The sequence below is a fragment of the Neolewinella marina genome, from assembly GCF_002631205.1.
Lineage (GTDB): Bacteria > Bacteroidota > Bacteroidia > Chitinophagales > Saprospiraceae > Neolewinella > Neolewinella marina.
The window spans coordinates 651445-670937 of record NZ_PDLO01000001.1 but is presented as its reverse complement, the minus strand read 5'-3'; the positions used below and the strand labels follow the sequence as shown (position 1 = coordinate 670937).

Below are 19493 nucleotides of genomic sequence, written 5' to 3'. Positions count from 1 at the left end.
AGAAAATCGTGGGGTCAGGTAGTTCACCATAGGACGCATGGCGGCCCACTAAGTTCAGCCCCGCCCCCGGTTCGCCACAGGCCGAATGCGTATGTTTGTCCGGTGACCAATGATCCCCCCGCATGCCGTTTCGACACCTGAGCCAAATCCAGGAACTCCACCAACTGTTTCTGGATAAACTGGCCGACAGCATCTGGTCATCCGAGCCCCGCGGCCTCTACGAACCCATTGAATACATCCTGTCCATCGGCGGCAAGCGCGTGCGCCCCTTGCTCGCCCTGATGGCCGCCCGGATGTTCGGCGACGCGGAGGACTGTCGGGCGGGACTGCCGGTGGCCCTGGCCGTGGAGGTGTTCCACAACTTTACCCTGCTGCACGACGACGTCATGGACGAAAGCCCGCTGCGGCGCGGCCAACCGACCGTCCACGAAAAGTGGGACGTGAATACGGCCATCCTCAGCGGCGACCTGATGCTCATCAAGGCTTACGACCTGCTCAGCCGCTTGCCCGACCGCTCGCGGCTGCCCGAACTCCTGGACACCTTCAACCGGGTAGCCACCGGAGTATGCGAAGGGCAGCAGTACGACGTCGACTTCGAGCGCCGCAGCGACGTGACCATCGAAGAGTACCTCAAGATGATCGAACTCAAAACCGCGGTGCTGCTGGGCGGTGCCCTGGAAATGGGCGCCCTGGCCGCCGGGGCTTCACGGGCGGACGCCGATCACCTCTACGCCTTTGGTCGCCTCACCGGTCTGGCCTTCCAAGTGCACGACGACCTGCTGGATACCTTCGGCGACGGTGCCCAGACCGGGAAGCTGACGGGCAACGACATCATTCGCAACAAAAAGACCTTCCTCTACATCAAGGCGGTGGAGGACCTGGAAGCCGGGGAGCGGGAAGAGCTGATCCACTGGTTCAGCCACTCCCCCAAGGATCCGGCACCCAAGGTGGCCCGGGTAACGGAGCTGATGCGGCTGCGGCGGATTCCGGAACTGGTAGGGGAGATGCGCGATACCTTCCAGTCCGAGGCCTACGCCCACCTGGACGCCGTCAGCGGCGACCCCGCCTGGAAAGCGGTGCTGCGGGAGGTAGCCGACAGCCTGCTGCGGCGGGAAAGCTAGAGGGGCAGCTTACCATTGTACCACTCCGTCTCGATCTCCGCATCCTGGGATTTGTAGAAGCGGATGGCGTCCTCGTTCCAATCCAGGACTTGCCACTTCATCAGTTTGCACCCGCGTTCGCGCCCCCTTTCCTTCAGCACGTCCCACAGTCGCTGCCCAATCCCGAGCCGGCGGTAGCTGGGGGTAAGTACGAAGTCCTCGAGGTAAAGCATGCGGCCTTTCCAGGTGCTGTAGACAAAATTGTAGAGGGCCATGCCGACCACCTTGCCCTGCTCCACGTCTTCGGCGACAATCACTTCAAAGAAGCCGTCGGCAAAATCCTCCTGGTATTCTTCCAGGGTGGCGGTGAAACTGGATTCCGCGCGTTCGAAACGGGCCAGTTCGCCTACCAGTCCGTGCACGGCGGGGAGGTCCTGGGCCGTCCCCTGGCGTAGCTGTATGTTCATATGGCTAAGAAAGGGGTTGTCTAGCGAACGACCACCTTGCGCACCACGAAATCTCCACTGGGCAGGGTAATGCGTAGCAGGAACAGCCCCCGGCGGTCGGATCCCTTCAGTTGGATGGAGCGATTGGCGTCCAGTGTGCCCCGTTGCAAGGTGCGTCCACCCACGTCGTACAGCTCGTAGTGCACGGGGGTGGGCGGCAGGCCGTGGAGCTGGAGGTTGCCGCCCGCGGGTACGGGGTTCGGACTTAGGGTGAAGGCGGGCAGTTCGAGCGGTTGTCCCGTGCTGGTGGCCGGGTCCCGGCGGGCGAATTGCTCAAAGAACTCCAGGGTAGATTCCAGTGCCGGCACGAAGCACTGCCCGTGACCGCGCGCGCCTCCGCTCTCCAACACTACACTGGTGGAGCCGAGGGCGGTCATGACGCTGTCGGCGACCACCGCGTTGCGGCCGGGGACCTGCTCGTCCTGGGTGCAGTAATACAGCAGGGTAGGGGCCTCGGGGGGCCAGGCGTAGGTGTCGTTCTCGCGCATCACCCGCAGCAGGCGGCTGTCGGGGTCCTCGCTGAGGAGCTGTTCGCGGATGGAGTCCTGCAGCACGTCGGTTACGGTTTCGGCCCGCTCCTCCAGCAGTTGGATGAGCTCGGCGTTGAATTCCTCCAGGGTGGTCGCCTCGGTTTTGAATCGCCTGGCGGCCTCCAGATAGGGCGGGGTGATGAGTTGGTTCAGCTCGTCGAAGAGGCCGTACACGTAGTCGTAGCTCAGGTAGGTGGTGACGATGAAAGCCGGAAAGGTGGTGGGGTTGTCCGAGAGGGTGGCTTCCCGCATCACGTCGCTGATGCTGTAGGGGCCCGACAGGTGGGCGCCCGCTGTAACGACCAGGTCATCTTCCGCCGGATTGAGCTGCAGGTAGCGGTGCAGGGCCTGGGCGGCGTGGCCCCCCTGGCTATACCCGGCCACGAAGAGCTGGTCGTTGAAGGGAATGTTCCTTTCCTCCAGCCACTGTCGGGCGGCGAGCAGCAGGTCACGCCCCGCGCGGGCTTCGGATTCGGCGTGGACGTAGGGGTGGAAGCCGTCGCTGTCGCCGAGCCCACTGTAGTCCGCCGCAACCGTAATATAGCCGTAGGTGGCCAGGGCATTCACTACCAGTCGCTCCTGTACGCCCGGTCGGCTGGGCACGGCTTCCCGGCTGGTGGCGGTGCCGTGTTGGTAGGCTGCCAGGGGGAACTGCAGGCCCCGGTCATAGGGGATGCTGAGCAGACCGCTGGCCGTATCCGGCTGGCCGAAGACGTCGACGGTCCGGTAGCGTACCTTATAATTGACCACGTCGTAGCGGGCGTCGATGGGCAGTACCAGTGCAAGCAGGGCGGTAGTCACCGAATCCTGGCGTTCGACACTTATATAGGTCTGGGCGCGGACGCAGGTGCCGAGGAACAGGGCGAGGAGCAGGGGGCTTAGGTACTTCATCGGGGGGGCTTTAGGCTTCGAAGGTAACCCGTGGGCGCCTACCGCGATTGGCAAAGTGGAGAGAAGATTAGCGCGCTACGAAAATATTCCCTACCTTTGCGGGCCGAAATTTTTCGCTTTAACTGATTAGTCGTCACTTCCGGCGGCTATTTACTAAAGGCTCTACATTATGCCAGTATACCTCACGCAGGAGAAGATGGATGAAATCTTCACCGAGTACGGCGGCTCCGCTCAGAATACCGGATCCACCGAAGGACAGATCGCTCTGTTCACCTACCGCATCAAGTCGCTTTCCGATCACCTCCGCCAGCACCCCAAGGACCACAGCAGCCGCAAGGCGCTGCTCTCCCTCGTGGGCAGCCGGGGCAAGATGCTGAACTACCTCAAGCGCAAAGATCTTGAAGGATACCGCTCGCTCATCGGCAAGCTTGGCATCCGGAAGTAGGAATTCGCAAAGAATTTCACCCTCGGCTTGGTAAAGTAAGATGGGTGTTATTACCTTTGCGTCGCTTTAGAAATAAAGCATCCTCCAGAGCCCCTAGCTCAGTTGGCTAGAGCACCTCACTTTTAATGAGGGGGTCCAGGGTTCGAGCCCCTGGGGGCTCACTATACACTAAGCCCCGTTCACGATTCGTGGATGGGGCTTTTGTTTTTTCCCCCGGTCGGGCCACCATAGGTCCGCGGGGGTGCAACATAAGCCATAACCATAGCCATGCCCCAACTGACCAAAATAGGCGTCTTCTACGACGGAAATTACTTTCTCCACGTCAGCAATTACTACAACTACGACCATCCCCAGCGCCGCCGGTTAAGCATCACCGGTCTCCACCAGTTCATCGAAAGCCGGGTGGCCCAGGAAGAAGGGGTGCCCCTGAGCCGCTGCAAGATTGTCGACAGCCACTATTTCCGCGGCCGCCTCAACGCCACCGAGGCCCAGCAACGCGGCAGCGCCCTTTACTACGACCGGGTATTCGACGACATCCTGATGTCGAGCGGAGTGACCACCCATTACTCGCCCCTGCGTTCCAGTCACGGTCGCCGCCACGAGAAGGGGATCGACGTCTGGTTCGCCCTGGAAGCTTACGAGCAGACCGCCCTGCGCCGCTTCGACGTGGTGGTGCTCATCGCCAGCGACGGTGATTACGTCCCCCTGGCCCGCAAGCTGAACGCCCTGGGTGCCCGGGTGATGGTCATCGGCTGGGACTTCGAGTTCACCACCGATAGCGGCAGCGGAATGGTGACGCGGACCAGCCAGGACCTCCTGCGGGAAGCCAGCTATCCCATCGCGATGTCGGAACTGATCGACCATCCGCAGACGGAAGCCGACCGCCGGGTGGTGGACAGCCTCTTCGTGACGGAGAAAAAGAAGGAATCGAACGGTGGCGAAGAGAAGCCGGCTCCCAGCCCGGTGCTCGAGGATCCCGTGGAGGGAGAGATCGGGGAGGTGATGGAAAGTCACATCTTCAGCCTGAAAGGCGGCTACGGCTTCATAACCTATCCCCCGAACAACCTGTTCTTCCACCATACCAACGTCAAGAACGTCCGCTTCGAGGACCTGCTGGAGGGTGATCCGGTAGAATTTACCCTGGCCCACAGCGACAAGGGCAAATTGGTCGCCCAGGAGGTCTACTTCCTCGGTGAACTCGAGGAGGACGGCGAACAGGAATAAGCATGATCTTCATTAGCCGCGAACTGAAACCCGATAGTCCCCTGCGGAACTGGGCGGAACAATCGGGGGCGGCGATCCACGCCCAGTCGCTGCTGCGGTTTTCCGCGGTGGCCTTTACGCCCCCGGCGGCGGCCGACTGGTGGTTCTTCTACAGTGCGCGGGCCGTGCGGTTTGCCGGGGGGGAGGTTCCCTCCGGGGTGCGGGTCGCAGCCATCGGGGGCAGTACCGCCACGGCGCTGCTGGGGCGGTCCCTGCCGGTTGATTTTTGCGGGGATGGCCATCCGGGGCGGGCCGCGGAGGATTTTCTGGCCGTGGCGGATGGCCGGCGGGTCTTCTTTCCCCGGGCGCGGCAGTCGCGGCTCAGTGTGCAGACCGCCCTGGCCGACCGGCTCACCGTCCTCGACGCGGTGTGCTACGACAACCTGCCGGTACCCCCCGCCGGACCCATTGATGCCAGGACCTACATCTTTACCAGCCCCCTGAACGTGGCGGCCTACCTGGACCATTACCCCCTGCCCGCGGGGGCGCGGGTAGTCGCCATCGGGCCGAGTACTGGCAGCGAGCTGGCGCGGCGGGGCATCGACTGCCGCTGGCCGGCGGAGCCGAGCGAGGAGGGGTTGGTGCAGTTGTTGGCTGGTCGTCCGGCGTAAAGTGGTCGGACGACTTAGTCGTCCGACGAATTTTGATTGGACCACTTAGTCGTCCTTGCTGAACTGGTCGGACGACTTAAGTGGTCCGACCACTAACCGGTCGGACGAGTCACCCACGGACGGCTGGCGCGAAATACCCAGCAACTGCTCCGTCAGGGCGAAGTTGCAGATTCCCGAGTCCCGGTACCCCGCATAATCCAGCGCCGACGAGTGTTCCCACTCCAGCGGATCGGTGACCAAGTTGGCCTTGGTCGGGTTGTCGTGAATGTAGAAGAAGCAGATCTTCAGGTAGGGAATAAAGAGGGTAAACGGCTTTTCCGCGTCGAGGGCGGAAGCGTCCGGGTAAAAATTCTCGTAACCGGGTTTTGCTTCGGTGCCCGCCTTGAACAACGATCCCCGGCGGCCCACCTCCTTGTAGAGTGCCCGGGTGTAGCTGCTCAGCAGCACCTTCAGCCCGTGGGATAGATTCTGCTGGTAAACCGCCTTTTCGGTGGGCTCCTCATCCTTGCGTCGGTAGCGACCTGAGGGGCTTTGCTGACAACCCAGTTCGTTTGGCTTCAGCAAAAAGTGGAAGTGATCGGGCATTAAGCAGAACGCGAATATGTCCGCGTAGGGGCAGAGGTGTCGTTTCACCTTTTTTAGAAAGTAGCGGTAATTCCGCTCGGAACGGAATACGGTTTCATAGTTAATACTTTGGTTATAGACGTGGTAGATGACTTCGGAACTATACATAGCCGCAAGTTCTTCCCTGGCAGTCTACTATATGTGGACTGCTGTTAAAGTTTGCTCCCCGGCTGCTTCCTCCGACCGGTTAGTCGTCCGACGATTAACCGGTCGGACCACTTAAGTCGTCCGACCACTCACCCACGGACCGCAACCCCGCCCCGCCCCCGCCTGTTGTGCTAGCATGATAGGCTGGAAATTCTCAAACTACATCCCCGGGCAGAACGACGAAACCCCCTTCGAAAAGCTCCTCAAGCTCTTCCAGGAACTGCTCACCCACACCTCCGGCAACGTGGGCGAGGCCCTGCAGTGGCTCACCAACCTCGACCGGCAGTACGAGCTCACCGACGACGACTACGGAATCGGGGATTTCATCCAGGAGCTGATCGACAAGAACTACATCCAGCCCGGCGACGGCCCCGGCTCCCCCGGCTACGTGCCCACCGCCAAGATGGAAGGAGAGCTGCGGCAGAAGGCCCTCAAGGACATCTTCGGAGAAATCAAGAAGACCAAACGCGGCAACCACAGTACCCGCTACAGCGGCCGGGGCGACGAAACGACCAGCGAACGCCGGCCCTTTGAATTCGGCGACCCCCTCGACAAGATGGCCGTCAGTGAAAGCCTGCGCAATGCCCAAATCAACCACGGCATCGACGACTTCCAGCTCACCACCGGCGACCTGGAGGTGTACGAAACCCACTACCAGGCCCAGATGTCGACCGTGCTCATGATCGACATCAGCCACTCCATGATCCTCTACGGCGAGGACCGCATCACCCCCGCCAAGAAGGTGGCCATGGCCCTGAGCGAGTACATCACCACCCGCTTCCCCAAGGACACCCTCGACATCATCGTCTTCGGCAACGACGCCTGGCCGGTAGAGATCAAGGACCTGCCCTACCTCCAGGTGGGGCCCTACCACACGAATACGGTGGCCGGCCTGGAACTGGCCATGGACATCCTCCGCCGGCGGCGCAACCCCAACAAGCAGATCTTCATGATCACCGACGGCAAGCCCACCTGCATCAAGCGCGGCAAGCGCTATATCAAGAACAGCATGGGGCTCGACCGCACCATCGTCAACCGTACCCTCAACCTGGCCGCCCGCCTGCGCAAGATCAGCATCCCCGTCACCACCTTCATGATCGCCCGCGACCCCTACCTCGTACAGTTCGTGCAGAGTTTCACCGAAACCAACGGCGGCAAGGCCTACTACAGCGGACTGCAGGGGCTGGGCGACTTCGTCTTCCGCGACTACAAGCAGAACAAGAAGAAATGACGCGCGGCCTGCTTACGGCACTGTTCCTGGTGTGCGCGGCCGGGCTGATGGCACAACTTCGGGTGGGCGCGGACGCGGGTGCCGGATCTCCAATGCAATCGCCGGCGCGGGCCCTGACCCCGCAGTTGGGATGGACCCACCCCGTGGGTTGGCCCTCCATGACCTTCCCCGGCACCCGCGGCCCCGCCCCCCTGGCTTCGACCTCCAGTGGATACGGATCGCCCGCCTTCGACTTTGCCGCTACGAAGCCCTACCTGGCCTTCTTCTGCCGCCTGGAACTCAACATCGAGGAAGCCACCCGCTTCCCGGTGCGTTTCCGTCTCGGCGAGGTGCGCGGCTGGCAGCAGGAACTCGGCCGGCGCGACTGATCCCGGGTCCCGGCAATGGGTAAGCAAATTGCGAACAAGATTCGTGTAGCTACGTTGGAAATGGTAAACGATACCTATGTCCAGCACTCCCAATCCCCTGTTTGTCGAAGAAAAGAAAGGCCAACACATCTATCACAATGTATGGGGCGGAGATGATCTACACATCGGTATTTACCGGCCCAAGAGCCTGAGCCTGTACGAAGCCAACCGCAAGACGACCGAGCGGATGATCAAGCTGCTGCCGCGCATCAAGCGGGCCTCCAAGATCCTGGTGGTCCAGTCCGGCTTCGGCGGCGCGGCCCGCTACATCGCCGAGAAGTACAAGTGTAAGGTCTGGTGCCTCAACGACGACGAGAAGCAAAACGAGTACAACGAGCGCAAGATCGAGGAGCTCGAACTGAGCAAGAAAGTGAAAGTGGCCAAGGGTTTCGTGGAGTATATGCCCTACGAACCCGACTTTTTCGACTTCGTGATCGCCCAGGATGCCTTCAGCCTGACGGGCAAGAAGCGGGAAACCTTCCGCGCCATCCACCGCGTACTCAAGCCCGAAGGCCGCCTCATCATCAGCGCCCTGATGCGCAGCGAAAGCTGTGACGACCCCGATTCCGAAAAGCTGATCAAGAAACTGCCCCTCGAGGAGCTCATCACCGAAGAGCAATACGGCAGCGACGCCAAGCGTGGATTCCTGCAGCAGATCTACAGCGTCGAACTCTCCGAGCAACTGGTACACCACTACACCAAGGTGCTCTATACCCTGGAGGCCAACAAGGAGAAACTCATCGAGCAAAGCAGCGAACGCTTCGTCAACGAGCGCATCCAGACCTACCGGAATTTCATCCGCCTGGCCGAAGACGGCTGCCTCGACTGGGGCATCCTTATGTTCCAGAAGATGAACAGCTAGGGGGTAGTTTTCGGGTTTTTGAGTTGGTGGGGTACCGGCCTTTGTGCCTTGCTTCACTCGGCATTCGTATTGGTGTCCATAGTGGACGCTGGGGTCCGAGATTTCTATGCCCATACTTCCACAATTGACTCCTTTCTGCCAAGAGCATCTGCTTGTTGGAGGATAAGGGTGTTGATTTTTCCCTACCGTAGGTATCAAAATAGGTCAGATACCCACTCCCGGACTTCGATCCCACTACCGCGGTGAGAAGGGGGGGGCGCCGTCAGCGGAGAAACCTGAATTTTCTGTAAGCAATTCGCGCAGGGTCAGCTGGTGCTTCGACCAGGGTAGACTGCAGGATAAAAGCAGCGTCGGGAAGCGCAGCCAAGAAAACTGCGGTAGCAACCCAACAACCCATAGACTCAAGAACTCACTCCGCTACTCCTCCTCGAAGGGCAGCAACAGCTGCAATCCCTCGCCGCCTTCCCGCTCCAGGTTGCTGACGCTGATGCCCAGCAGGCGGACTACGGGCACGTCCTCGATGTTCTCCACCAATAATTGCCGGGCCACCTCCTTGAGATCCTGCAGCTTACGGATCTCCCCGCTGAAGCTGCGGCTGCGGGTGTGGATGACGAACTCGGGGCTCTTCATTTTCAGGGTCACCGTGCGGCCGTAGTTGTCGCGCTCCGCCAGGTAGTCGAACACCTTTTCCACCAGCCAGTCCAGCTTCTCCTGCATGGCGGACAGGGTTTTCAGGTCGTCGCTGTAGGTCCGTTCGGCCCCCACGCTCTTCCGGTTCCGGTTGGGGTTAACGGGGCGGTCGTCCAGGGCCCGCACGATGCGGTAGTAGTGGCGTCCCACCTTGCCGAACCGCTGCGCCATCTCTACTTCGGTGAGTCGCCGCAGGTCGCCCCCCGTGCGGTAGCCCATCCGGTGCATTCGAGCGGCGGTCACCTTGCCGATGCCGTGGAAGTCTTCCACGGGCAATTTGGCCAGAAAGGCGGGCGCTTCCTCCGGCATGATGACCTTCATGCCGTTGGGTTTGTTGATGTCGCTGGCCACCTTGGCCAGGAACTTGTTGAAGCTCACCCCGGCCGACGCCGTCAGCTGGGTAGTCGCGTAAATCTCCTCCCGGATGGCCCGGGCGATCAGGGTGGCCGAGGCCGGGCCGCGCTTGGTTTCGGTGACGTCCAGGTAGGCTTCGTCAAGGCTCAGGGGCTCCACCAGGTCGGTATAGGAGTAGAAAATGTCGCGGATCTGGTCGGAAACGGCCCGGTATTTCTCAAAGTCGGACTTCACGAAAATGAGCTGGGGACAAAGCCGCTTGGCCGTCACGCTGGGCATAGCTGAGTGAACGCCGAATACGCGGGCCTCGTAGCTGGCCGCGGCCACCACCCCCCGCAGCTTGCTGCCGCCCACGGCGATGGGTTTGCCGCGCAGCTCGGGATTGTCGCGCTGCTCGACGCTGGCGAAGAAGGCATCCATATCGATATGGATGATCTTGCGGTCCTTAGTACGGGGCCCCGGGACGGCCTTGCGCTTCCATTTCATTCATCAGGACTTCCGTATCGGCGGTCAGCCTATCCAGTTCGCGGCGGGCGCGGGTGCCCAGTTCCCGGTTGCCTTCCAGGGAGTCCTCCAGGGCTTCCCGGCGACGGGTCAGTTCCGACAGCCGGTCCAGTGCGCCGGAGTCGTTCACGTCGTGGGCCGCTTCCCGCAGGCCGGTGTACAGGGTTTCCAGTCGCTCCAGGGCATCGTCGTACTTGCCTTCCCGCATTTTTTCCCGTTCGCCCTGCAACAACTGCCAGGCGTCCCGCCCCAGATCGCGGGCCTTGCCCACGATCTCCCGGCTCTGCTCCCGCTCATCGGGGGTGCCGTAAAAGTAGTTGTAGGCTACCACGGCAACCACCAGGATGATGGCCAACTTGAAGAGGGATCGGAACATGACGCTGCGTTTTTCACAAAGATAGGACTCTTTTGACGGTGAATGTGTTGGATGAACCGACCGGACGCAGCCATAGCTCCTGGTAGGTGTAATCAAATAGTTAACTAAAAGGTGCAATCCGCTGATAAATTCAGAATATGCGGAGTGTTTGAACAAAATAATTACAAATATTTTGTTTTAAACTTGTTTGCTATTCCAACAGGGTATAAATTTGTTGCATCATCAGCAGGTATCCAATATGGACCTTACCATCAGAATCAGCAAGAAGGGCACCCGGGTAGTGAAGGCCAGCGAGCTGCATCGCGCGCTGGGACTGGCCGACCACCATTACCAGGCCAACGTTCGCGCCTGGATCAAGGACGTGTACCAGTTTTCGGATGGCATTCGCAAGCCCGTCGGGATGCAGGACTACGCCCGCTCCACCCATACCAAGACGGACGTGGTACACGAGTACTACTTCAACCTGGAGCTGGCGCGGCTGGTGGCCCTCGCCACGAAATCCAAGGTCAAGCAGGCCATCGCCACCAAGCTGAGCAAGGAAGCTGAAGTCTATCCCGACCAGGTCCAGCTCACCGCCGAGCAAACGATGCAGCTCCTCGAGCAGACCCGGGCCATGACCCGGCTGAGCTGTCAGATCGCCGCCGAAGAGCGGCACTATAAGGCATATGTCCGCCGTACCGGATCGGGTGATTACTGGAATCACTACCGCCACGAAAACGTCGTCAAGGTCACCATGGAGGAATTACGGCAGCGACTGAGCGATCGCGGGATCTCCTACACCCGCAACCACCGCATCCGGGAACTCCTGCTCCGCTACGACGCCCTGGAATGCATCCGGGTGGGTATCGTCGACCACTACGCCGCCCAGGGGTACAGCATTTCCTACGCCGATCAGCTGGGCAAACTGGCCCGGGAACTGGCCGCCACCATGCAACTGGAGGTCACCGACGATCGGCAGGGGGAAGGACTGTTCACCCCCCAGGCCGATATCGAACTCGTACGCAAGCTGCAACGGGTAGCCGCCTGATTGGGCGGAGAGGGTAGAGGCTTCTCCGCCGCAGTGGAAACTAGCCCTGGGGCTGGTGCTCGGCCACGAACTTGAAGTACCAGTACATCAGCAAGGCGCTTTCCCCCTGGTAATCTACGGGCCGCAGGCTCTCCCGGTAGGTAGCCATGAGTTCCTCGTCCTTTTCGAGAAAGGGACGCAGGGTGGCCAGCAATTTGGTGTAGCGGGGAAAGTCGGCTGCGGGCGGGACGTCTTTGGCCCCCAGCTTTTGGCATACTGTCTGTAGCAAAGGCGTGCTGTAGGGGGCGTAGACCGCCGGGTACTGCCCCATCAGATAGATCGACGCCATGTTGTAGTCGTCGTCGTGGTAGTGGGTCGGGATCCGGGCCTTGGGTTTGGCGTCCCGGTAGCGGTTGAACAGTTCGTTGACGTAGAAGACGAAGCGCTGGATGCGCCCTTCGAGGTCGCGGTCCTCGCTGAAGAGATCGCGGAAGGCATCGCGGACGAAATCCGGTTCCCATTCCATGATGGCCAGCATGCTGCGCTTGGGGTCATAGCCTCCGCGGCGGTAGTGGCGGCGGTTGGTTTTGCTGTCGAGGGCGGCATCGTAGCTTGCGGCCAGATCCGGGGCTTCGACGTTGAAGTTCGTTTGCCAGTTCTGTTGGGTTTCCCAGAGTGGGAGGTATTGCTGGGCTTCGTCGGTAGGCATCCAAGCTTTGAACTGCTCTACGGACTGGCGAATTTTGGGGACCTGCATAGGGGCAAAATTACGATCTTTAGCAACTGATGAAGCACGAAGGCGACTTTCCTTATCCCATAGGCAAGCTCTATGGCCAGTATCGTTCCTTCGATCTGGTCATCGACAGCCGGTTGGTGGGCGATCCGGCCCGGGTGCTTTTCTTCGCCCTGCCCGGAGAGCGGCGGGATGGTCACCAGTTCATTGCCCCCCTCATCCGGTTGGGCGTGCGGCACTTCATCGTGGCCCGCGACCGCTATTTCTCATTCCGCGATGAGGTAGCCGCCGCGGTGGCCTCCGCTCCCGGTCCGCCGCCGACCATCAACGTGGTGCGGGATCCAGCCTTCACCCTGCGGCAATTGGCGGCCCTCCACCGCCGGCAGTTTGACCTGCCGGTTGTCGCCATTACCGGCAGCAACGGCAAGACGATCGTGAAGAACTGGCTGAAGGAGTTACTCGCCTCCCGCTACCGGGTGTGCAGCAGCCCCCGGTCGTACAACTCCCTGCTGGGGGTGCCGCTGTCGGTATGGCAGCTCAACGCGGACCACGAGGTGGGGGTTTTCGAGGTAGGCATCAGCCACCCCGGGGACATGGATCACCTGTTGCACCTGCTGCAGCCCACCCACGGGGTGCTCACGAACGTGGCTACGGCCCACCTGTGCAATTTCGATTCGGCGGACCACCTGAAAGCGGAAAAGCTGCGGCTCTTCCGACGGGTGAAGTGGCTGGTGCTACCGCAACTCGAACCGCTGATCTCCCTGGCCACCCGGGCCGTGCGGCGTGGCAAGGTGCTGCCCTGGACAGGGGAGGGGCGCCATGGCCTGGAAATGGACGGGGAAACGCTGGAGGTAAAGTTCCCGGAGCTGCCCCCGGTGTACCTGGAAAACGCCCGCTCGGCCGCGGCCGCGGCTTACCTGCTGGGGATTGACGTGAAGACCATCAACTGGGTAGCGGCCAGTTTCGTACCCCTCAGCAACCGGCTGGAACAGCGGCAGGGCCGCGACGGCGGACCGGTGATCAACGACAGCTACTCCAACGACTACAGCGCCCTGGCGGCGGCCATCACCTTCGCCGAAACCCTCGACCCCTTCGGCCACCTCACCCTGATCCTGGGTACGGTGCAGGAGGTCCCCGACCTGGAAGCCCGGCTCAACGCCCTGCTGCGCGGGCGGGTGCAGCGGCTGATCGCGGTGGGGCAGGCCAACCGGATGCTGTTCGCGGATTTTCCCGGGGCAGAGTTCTTCCCCGACGTAGCTGCCCTGGTGCAGGCCCTCGACCGGCTGGATTTTCACCGGCAGACGGTACTCGTGAAGGGGGCCAGCTACGAGGGCTTGGACCAGGTAGCCACCATGCTCAGCCGACAGCTGCACCGCACGACTCTGCTGGTGGACCTGACGGCCCTGCGGCACAACTTCCGCACCTACGCCAACGGGCTGCCCGACGATTGCCGCATCATCGTCATGGCCAAGGCCTCGGCCTACGGCAGCGGTGCCCTGCCCGTGGCCCGCACCCTGGAAGACATCGGTGCCCACAGTCTGGCGGTGGCTTACCCCGAGGAGGGGCGAGAGCTGCGAACGGGGGGCATCACCCTGCCCATCATGGTCCTCAACGCGGAGGCCTACAGCTTTCCCCTGCTGGCGCAGTACGACCTGCAGCCGGTCATCCACCGGGCCGAGCAGCTGAGGTGGGCGGCCAACTTCGGCCTGAGCGTACACCTGGAACTGGACACGGGCATGGGGCGGCTGGGATTTCAGCCGGAGGAGTTCCGGAACCTGCTGCGGACGGAGGGCGGACTGGTCGGTGCCCCCCTGGCCAGCATCTTTACCCACCTGGCGGCCAGTGACGACCCGGCCCTGGACGACTTTACCCGCCAGCAGCTCGCTACTTTCGACCGGTTGTACGAAGAGTATCTGGCCTGCGGCGGAGCGCCGGTGCCGCGCCACGCCCTGAACAGCAACGGCATCTCCCGCTTCCCCCGGGCGGCCTACGACCGGGTCCGGCTAGGAATCGGACTCTACGGGCTCGGCGACGACGGCCTGCGGATGCAGCTGCAACCCGCGCTGACCCTGACCACCACGGTAACGGCGGTTTCCACCCGGCCCGCGGGGCAGACCATCGGTTACGGCCGGCGGGGCAGGGTGGACCAGGAGAAGTCGGTGGCCGTCATCAGCATCGGCTACGCGGACGGACTGCCCCGGCTGGCCGGAGAGGGGCGCTACGCGGTGCGCATCAACAACCAGCTGGCGCCCACCATCGGCAGCATCTGTATGGATATGTGCACGGTGGACGTAACGGGAATCGCCGGCGTAACCGTGGGCACCGACGTCGTGGTTTTCTCCCCCGACCACCCCATCGAACTGCTGGCCGCGGCGGCCCAGACCATCCCCTACGAGATACTGACGAGCATCGGGCCCCGGGTGCACCGCATCTACGTCGGCGAGTAGCTAGGCGAGGCTGAGCGCCCGTATTACCTTGCGGCCATGAAAGTGATTTTTCTGGACCCCGACGCCCACCCCTTTCTGCGCGAACAGCTCCGGGCGGACGGCCACACGGTCGATCTCCACGGCACCTGCGACCGCGCCCGCATCCTCGAAATGCTGCCCAACTACGACGGACTGATGATCCGCTCCCGCTTCAACGTGGACCGGGAAATGCTTGACGCCGGGGGGGAGCGACTGAAGTTCGTCGCCCGCTGGGGGGTAGGCACCGACCACATTGACCTGGACTACGCCAAAAGCCGCGGGATCACGGTCTTCAACAGTCCGGAAGGCAGCAAGCACACCGTAGCCGAACACACCGTGGGCATGATGCTGATGCTGCTCAACCACCTGGGCCGGGCGGACCGGCAGGTGAGGGCCGGGCAGTGGGTGCGCCGGGAGAACGTGGGTACGGAACTACAGTCGCTCACGGTGGGCCTGATCGGTTACGGCAATATGGGGCAGATGACGGCCCGCCGGCTCAGCGGCTTTGGCTGCCGGGTGCTGACCCACGACAAATACCGTACCGACTACGGCGACGAATACGCTACCGCCGTCTCCCTGGAACAACTGCAACGGGAGGCCGACGTCGTGAGCCTCCACATCTTCCTGGAGGGCAATCACTTTTACGCCAATCGCCAGTGGTTCGAGTCATTTGCCAAGCCCATTTACCTCATCAATACGGCCCGGGGCCTGCTGGTGCGTACCGTCGACCTGGTGGAGGCCATGGAGTCCGGCCGCGTACTCGGTGCCGCCCTCGACGTAAACGAATACGAGGAGCAGAGCTTCGTGAGCCTTGCCCCCGATGAACTGCCCGAGCCCTACCAGTACCTCCGCCGCAGCGACCGCACCGTGCTCACGCCCCACATCGCCGGCTGGAGCCACGAAGCAGAGGAGGGACACGCCCGCACCCTCTACCAAAAGATCACCACCGCCTTTCCCAATCTCTAAGCCCCGATCATGTTACACCGACTACTGCTTTTCTCCCTGGTATTGCTGACCACCCTGACCCTCCGCGCCGGCGGGGGCATGTGGCTCCCCCTCCTGCTGGAAAACCTCAACGAGGAAGAGATGCGGGCGATGGGCATGGAAATTACCGCCGAAGATATCTACAGCATCAACCGCGGCAGCCTGAAGGACGCCATAGTCCACTTCGGGGGCTTCTGTACGGGAGAGGTCATCAGCGACCAGGGCCTGGTGCTGACCAACCATCATTGTGGATTCGGCGCCATCCAGGAACACTCCTCCCTGGACCACAACTACCTGGAGGACGGATTCTGGGCCATGAACCAGGCCGAAGAACTGCCCAACAAGGGCCTTTTTGTCACCTTCATCGACCGCATTGAGGACGTCACCGACCGCGTACTGGCCGGCGTAACTACCGAGATGAGCGAAAAGGACCGTGCGCGGGTCGTACAGGCCAATACCGCCGAACTTAAATCCGGCTACGCCCTGGGAGACTTCGAGGAGGTGCTGGTGAAGCCCTTCTACGAGGGCAACCGCTACTACGCCTTCGTCACCAAGACCTACCAGGACATTCGCCTGGTGGGGGCACCGCCTTCGTCGATCGGCAAGTTCGGGGCCGATACCGATAACTGGGAGTGGCCGCGGCACACGGGCGACTTCAGCCTCTTCCGCATCTACACCGCCCCCGACGGCAGCCCCGCGGAATACGCTGCCGAGAATGTACCCCTGCGGCCCCGTCAGCACCTGGAGATCAGCCTGGCGGGCACCGAGCCCGGCGATTTCTCCATGGTCTTCGGCTTTCCGGGGACTACCGACAGCTACCTGCCCGCCACGGCGATGCAGCAGCGCACCGAGGTGATCAATCCCATCCGCATCGGAATGCGCGACCGCAGTCTGGCCGTGATCGACAGTGCCATGCGCGCCAACCCCCAAATCAAGATTGACTACGCCAGCAAACAGGCGCGCATCGCCAACGCCTGGAAAAAGTGGCGGGGGGAAAGCCAGGGCGTCGCCGCCGTCAACGCCGTAGCCGAGCGGCGGGCCTTCGAGCGGGAGTTTACCCAGCGGCTGGATGGAAAGCCCTCCGCCCGCGAAGCCTACGGTGACCTGCTGCCGGAACTGAACGCCCTCTACCAGGAGCGGGAACCTTTGGAAATCACCCGGGCCTACGTGGGGGAGATCAACTACAACGTCGACCTCTTCCGCATCGCCAACCAGCTGGCGGGAGAAATCCGCCGGGCCGAAAGCAACGGTATGGAAGCTTTCCGGGAGCGGGTACCCCGGTTGCTGGAGTACCTGGAAGGATTCTACCGGGGGTACAGTGCCGCGGTGGACCGTGAAGTGGCCCGCTCGCTGCTCCGCGCCTACTACAATGAAGTGCCGGCCGATCACCGCTCGTCCTTTGCCACGGACCAGCTGGCCTTCGCCAAATCCTACGACGCCCTGATCGACGACCTCTTTGACCACAGTTACCTGACGCGGGGCGACCGCCTCCTGGAACTGCTGCGCAACGATCCGGCTGCCTTCCTGGAGAACGTGGAAGGGGACCGCGCTTACCAGTTCGTCCGCCAGCTCAACGGCTACAACGAGCGGCACATCGTCGACCCCTACAATGCCTACGCCGAGCGCATCAATGCGCTGCAGCGGCGGTACATGGAGGGACTGCTGCGCTTTTTCCCCGAACGCAACCTCTACCCGGACGCCAACAGCACGCTGCGGGTCAGCTACGGGCAGTTTGAAGGGTTTACGGGGCTGGACGGTGACCAATACGACTACCAGACCTACCTCGACGGGGTGATCGCGAAGTATCAGCCCGGCGACTACGAGTTCGACGTTCCCCTGAAGTTGCGGGAGCTTCACCAAGCTAAGGATTACGGTCAGTACGCCACCGAGGATGGCCGGATGCCGGTCTGCGTCCTCGGCTCCAACCACACCACCGGGGGCAACAGCGGCAGTCCGGCCCTGAACGGCAAGGGGCAGCTGGTGGGGCTGAACTTTGACCGTACCTGGCAGAGCACGATGTCGGACGTTCACTACGATCCCAGCATCTGCCGGAACATCATGGTGGATATCCGCTACGTGCTCTTCCTCATCGACAAGTTCGGGGGCGCGCCCCACCTGGTGGAGGAGATGACCATCGTGGGGCGCTAGCCCTTAGGGCGTGACCACTATCCGGCGGGTGACCAGGCGATCGTCGAGCCGCAGGCGGACGAAGTAAGTGCCCGGCGCGAGCCCGTCGGTGGGCAGCTGGGTGGTGAACTGCTGTCCCACCCGGCGGCGGGGCTGGTCCACGAGCACGCGGCCGGCCAGGTCGATGAGTTGAACGGTGAGCTCACCGCCGGCGCCCAGGTCCTTGCCGTTAATCGCCAGCGGGGCACCGGCGGCCGTGGGGTTGGGGGCAATGGAGATCCCCGCATCCAGGCTGGCGTCCACGGTGGCGGTGGTGTACATGCCGTTGCGGAAACGCTGGTAGCCGCTGAAGGAGCCGCTTACGTCGTAGCGGTTCACGGGCCGTACGCGCCAGTAGTAGCGGGTATTGGGGTTGAGGATGTCCTTGATCACCGTGGCCGTATCCGAGGTGAAAAAGGAGGTGTAGACGGAGCCATTGAAGTTCTGGCTGATGTGGAGCTGGACCAGGTAGAAGTCCGCGTTCGGCACGCTGTTCCAGACCAGCTGTACGCTGTCGGAAAACTGGACGGTCTCGTTGTTGGCGGGGCTCAGCAGGGTGAGGTCGGCGGCCCGGGCCGGGGCGAAGGAGGGGGTATTGCGCTGCTCCAGTCCGAGGCGGCCACCCAGGTTGGTGTTCATGGCCGTGATCTGGGAGGGGGAGAAGCTTTCCACGCAGCCGTCGAAGGCGTAGCTCATGATGTTTTCGGCCTGTACGGCGAAGCGGGTGGAGTCGGGGTCGAGCAGGCTGTCGGGGTAGATGCCCTGGGCGTTGCACCGCCACCGCTCCGGCAGGTAATCCGGGGGGGTATCGCAAAAGCCGTCGGCCGCGTCCTCGCAGTTGCTGCCGTCGACCCGCTCCACTTCGACCGTGCGGCCGTTGTAGGTCAGGGTAGCGGGGGCGGGTTTGTCAAAGGCGTCGACGTTGGCGATGTCGTCCTTGCTTTCCCAGCCGTAGAAGGTGTGGGGCAGACCGAAGAAGTGGCCAACTTCGTGGCTCCAGGTCCGCTCGCCCGGGCTGATGCAGTCGATGCCGAGCGCGATGCCGTCGCCGCGGCCGCTGTAGTAGCCGCAGGCGCCGGCGGGATTGCCCACGATGTAGCTGTTGACGGTATTGGGGCGGTTGAAATTGCGCATCAGGTCGGCGCCGGTGGAAAAGTCGTGGTCGTAGTAAAGGGTGCTGTTGAGGTAGTCGATGTCGTTATCGATGAAGAAGCGGACGTCGATCTTGGCGAAGTCCTCATTGAGGAGTTCGAAGCTCTGCAGTACGGTGAGGGGATCGGCGTAGCCGGCGCCGTTGTCGTCGCCGACCAGGGTCAGGTGGACGGGGATGTATTTCACGGCCGCCGACTTCGGCACGGGCTTGATGCGGCCGGACTGGTAGGCGTCGATCCAGGCCGAGCGGCCGTTGGTGGCGCAGCCTCGGATGACCGTCTGGCCCTGGGTGGTGGTGGGAAGGAAGGCCGTAAACAGAAGGAATAAAACACTGAGTAGCCGTGGCTGCATCTGGGGTAGGGTTGTGATATTTTCCGTAAATGTAGCCCGCGCCGTCGGGGCCACGCGTCACACTGGCGGCATTTGCTGTGGTAAGTCGAAATTTG

The 19493-nt window shown here is 62.1% G+C and carries 18 protein-coding genes and 1 tRNA gene; 12 read left to right on the top strand and 7 right to left on the bottom strand.

All coding sequences use genetic code 11. The features are described 5' to 3' along the window. Positions 1–122: 122 nt before the first annotated feature. On the top strand, positions 123–1121 hold the full coding sequence (locus tag CGL56_RS02685) for a polyprenyl synthetase family protein (RefSeq protein ID WP_099104950.1): 999 nt from the start codon (positions 123–125) through the stop codon (positions 1119–1121). Here the strand turns inward: CGL56_RS02685 and CGL56_RS02680 are convergent. Together CGL56_RS02680 and CGL56_RS02675 are read right to left on the bottom strand one after the other, a co-directional pair. Beyond that, positions 1118–1567: a GNAT family N-acetyltransferase gene (locus CGL56_RS02680; RefSeq protein ID WP_099104949.1), complete on the bottom strand. Its 450-nt coding sequence runs from the start codon at positions 1565–1567 to the stop codon at positions 1118–1120. The two genes, CGL56_RS02685 and CGL56_RS02680, sit on opposite strands and share 4 nt — an antisense overlap. 20 nt (positions 1568–1587) lie before the next feature. Continuing rightward, positions 1588–3027: a T9SS type A sorting domain-containing protein gene (locus CGL56_RS02675; RefSeq protein ID WP_099104948.1), complete on the bottom strand. Its 1440-nt coding sequence runs from the start codon at positions 3025–3027 to the stop codon at positions 1588–1590. 169 nt (positions 3028–3196) lie between these two features. Between CGL56_RS02675 and rpsO the strand changes: the two genes are divergently transcribed. The 4 genes from rpsO to CGL56_RS02655 all read left to right on the top strand — a co-directional run bounded on the left by rpsO (position 3197) and on the right by CGL56_RS02655 (position 5346). After that, a complete protein-coding gene (gene rpsO, locus CGL56_RS02670) occupies positions 3197–3472 on the top strand; it encodes a 30S ribosomal protein S15 (protein ID WP_099104947.1) in 276 nt (91 codons plus the stop codon). A gap of 87 nt (positions 3473–3559) precedes the next feature. Beyond that, positions 3560–3633: transfer RNA gene (locus tag CGL56_RS02665), tRNA-Lys, on the top strand. A gap of 106 nt (positions 3634–3739) precedes the next feature. Further along, positions 3740–4696, top strand: coding sequence for an NYN domain-containing protein (locus tag CGL56_RS02660; RefSeq protein WP_099104946.1), 957 nt, complete (start codon positions 3740–3742; stop codon positions 4694–4696). A 2-nt stretch (positions 4697–4698) separates the two neighbouring features. After that, complete coding sequence (locus CGL56_RS02655; protein ID WP_099104945.1) at positions 4699–5346, top strand: uroporphyrinogen-III synthase; 648 nt, start codon at positions 4699–4701, stop codon at positions 5344–5346. 45 nt (positions 5347–5391) lie between these two features. Here CGL56_RS02655 and CGL56_RS02650 read toward each other — a convergent pair whose 3' ends face one another. Next, entirely contained in the window at positions 5392–5931 is a 540-nt protein-coding gene (locus tag CGL56_RS02650; RefSeq protein WP_143470579.1) for a hypothetical protein, read from the bottom strand. A gap of 322 nt (positions 5932–6253) precedes the next feature. Here CGL56_RS02650 and CGL56_RS02645 point away from each other — a divergent pair, with 322 nt between their 5' ends. The 3 genes from CGL56_RS02645 (at position 6254) to CGL56_RS02635 (ending at position 8617) form a co-directional block, all read left to right on the top strand. Continuing rightward, positions 6254–7348, top strand: coding sequence for a vWA domain-containing protein (locus tag CGL56_RS02645; protein ID WP_099104943.1), 1095 nt, complete (start codon positions 6254–6256; stop codon positions 7346–7348). Further along, complete coding sequence (locus CGL56_RS02640) at positions 7345–7716, top strand: hypothetical protein (RefSeq protein WP_143470578.1); 372 nt, start codon at positions 7345–7347, stop codon at positions 7714–7716. The genes CGL56_RS02645 and CGL56_RS02640 overlap by 4 nt, the downstream gene beginning before the upstream one ends. 76 nt (positions 7717–7792) lie before the next feature. Continuing rightward, positions 7793–8617, top strand: a complete 825-nt coding sequence (locus tag CGL56_RS02635; RefSeq protein WP_099104941.1) for a methyltransferase domain-containing protein — start codon at positions 7793–7795, stop codon at positions 8615–8617. Positions 8618–9034: 417 nt separating this feature from the next. On the opposite strand, the gene dinB is transcribed toward CGL56_RS02635, so the two are convergent. Then, positions 9035–10147 (bottom strand): DNA polymerase IV, encoded by a 1113-nt coding sequence (dinB, locus tag CGL56_RS02630; protein ID WP_099104940.1) that lies wholly within the window; start codon positions 10145–10147, stop codon positions 9035–9037. Beyond that, positions 10107–10541 carry a hypothetical protein gene (locus tag CGL56_RS02625; protein ID WP_099104939.1) on the bottom strand — a complete coding sequence of 145 codons (435 nt, stop codon included), beginning with the start codon at positions 10539–10541 and terminating at the stop codon, positions 10107–10109. The genes dinB and CGL56_RS02625 overlap by 41 nt, the downstream gene beginning before the upstream one ends. A 238-nt stretch (positions 10542–10779) precedes the next feature. Between CGL56_RS02625 and CGL56_RS02620 the strand changes: the two genes are divergently transcribed. After that, on the top strand, positions 10780–11568 hold the full coding sequence (locus tag CGL56_RS02620; RefSeq protein ID WP_099104938.1) for a hypothetical protein: 789 nt from the start codon (positions 10780–10782) through the stop codon (positions 11566–11568). A gap of 40 nt (positions 11569–11608) precedes the next feature. Here the strand turns inward: CGL56_RS02620 and CGL56_RS02615 are convergent, their stop codons facing one another. After that, on the bottom strand, positions 11609–12304 hold the full coding sequence (locus CGL56_RS02615; protein WP_099104937.1) for a hypothetical protein: 696 nt from the start codon (positions 12302–12304) through the stop codon (positions 11609–11611). Positions 12305–12333: 29 nt separating this feature from the next. Between CGL56_RS02615 and alr the strand changes: the two genes are divergently transcribed. Genes alr through CGL56_RS02600 form a run of 3 tightly spaced genes read left to right on the top strand, consistent with a single transcriptional unit; the run spans position 12334 to position 17877 of the window. Further along, positions 12334–14727 (top strand): alanine racemase, encoded by a 2394-nt coding sequence (alr, locus tag CGL56_RS02610; protein WP_099104936.1) that lies wholly within the window; start codon positions 12334–12336, stop codon positions 14725–14727. A gap of 36 nt (positions 14728–14763) precedes the next feature. Beyond that, positions 14764–15711 carry an NAD(P)-dependent oxidoreductase gene (locus CGL56_RS02605; protein WP_099104935.1) on the top strand — a complete coding sequence of 316 codons (948 nt, stop codon included), beginning with the start codon at positions 14764–14766 and terminating at the stop codon, positions 15709–15711. A gap of 9 nt (positions 15712–15720) precedes the next feature. Then, positions 15721–17877, top strand: a complete 2157-nt coding sequence (locus CGL56_RS02600) for a S46 family peptidase (RefSeq protein WP_099104934.1) — start codon at positions 15721–15723, stop codon at positions 17875–17877. Between the two features lie 3 nt (positions 17878–17880). Here CGL56_RS02600 and CGL56_RS02595 read toward each other — a convergent pair whose 3' ends face one another. Continuing rightward, positions 17881–19398 (bottom strand): T9SS type A sorting domain-containing protein, encoded by a 1518-nt coding sequence (locus CGL56_RS02595; protein ID WP_099104933.1) that lies wholly within the window; start codon positions 19396–19398, stop codon positions 17881–17883. Positions 19399–19493: the final 95 nt, after the last annotated feature.

Coding starts and splice junctions, on each gene's coding strand:
- CGL56_RS02680 (WP_099104949.1), bottom strand. CDS start 1,567: ATGAACATACAGCTACGCCAGGGGACGGCCCAGGACCTCCCCGCCGTG.
- CGL56_RS02625 (WP_099104939.1), bottom strand. CDS start 10,541: ATGTTCCGATCCCTCTTCAAGTTGGCCATCATCCTGGTGGTTGCCGTG.
- CGL56_RS02650 (WP_143470579.1), bottom strand. CDS start 5,931: ATGCCCGATCACTTCCACTTTTTGCTGAAGCCAAACGAACTGGGTTGT.
- CGL56_RS02640 (WP_143470578.1), top strand. CDS start 7,345: ATGACGCGCGGCCTGCTTACGGCACTGTTCCTGGTGTGCGCGGCCGGG.
- CGL56_RS02655 (WP_099104945.1), top strand. CDS start 4,699: ATGATCTTCATTAGCCGCGAACTGAAACCCGATAGTCCCCTGCGGAAC.
- CGL56_RS02675 (WP_099104948.1), bottom strand. CDS start 3,027: ATGAAGTACCTAAGCCCCCTGCTCCTCGCCCTGTTCCTCGGCACCTGC.
- dinB (WP_099104940.1), bottom strand. CDS start 10,147: ATGAAATGGAAGCGCAAGGCCGTCCCGGGGCCCCGTACTAAGGACCGC.
- CGL56_RS02645 (WP_099104943.1), top strand. CDS start 6,254: ATGATAGGCTGGAAATTCTCAAACTACATCCCCGGGCAGAACGACGAA.
- CGL56_RS02605 (WP_099104935.1), top strand. CDS start 14,764: ATGAAAGTGATTTTTCTGGACCCCGACGCCCACCCCTTTCTGCGCGAA.
- CGL56_RS02685 (WP_099104950.1), top strand. CDS start 123: ATGCCGTTTCGACACCTGAGCCAAATCCAGGAACTCCACCAACTGTTT.
- alr (WP_099104936.1), top strand. CDS start 12,334: ATGAAGCACGAAGGCGACTTTCCTTATCCCATAGGCAAGCTCTATGGC.
- CGL56_RS02615 (WP_099104937.1), bottom strand. CDS start 12,304: ATGCAGGTCCCCAAAATTCGCCAGTCCGTAGAGCAGTTCAAAGCTTGG.
- CGL56_RS02600 (WP_099104934.1), top strand. CDS start 15,721: ATGTTACACCGACTACTGCTTTTCTCCCTGGTATTGCTGACCACCCTG.
- rpsO (WP_099104947.1), top strand. CDS start 3,197: ATGCCAGTATACCTCACGCAGGAGAAGATGGATGAAATCTTCACCGAG.
- CGL56_RS02595 (WP_099104933.1), bottom strand. CDS start 19,398: ATGCAGCCACGGCTACTCAGTGTTTTATTCCTTCTGTTTACGGCCTTC.
- CGL56_RS02660 (WP_099104946.1), top strand. CDS start 3,740: ATGCCCCAACTGACCAAAATAGGCGTCTTCTACGACGGAAATTACTTT.
- CGL56_RS02620 (WP_099104938.1), top strand. CDS start 10,780: ATGGACCTTACCATCAGAATCAGCAAGAAGGGCACCCGGGTAGTGAAG.
- CGL56_RS02635 (WP_099104941.1), top strand. CDS start 7,793: ATGTCCAGCACTCCCAATCCCCTGTTTGTCGAAGAAAAGAAAGGCCAA.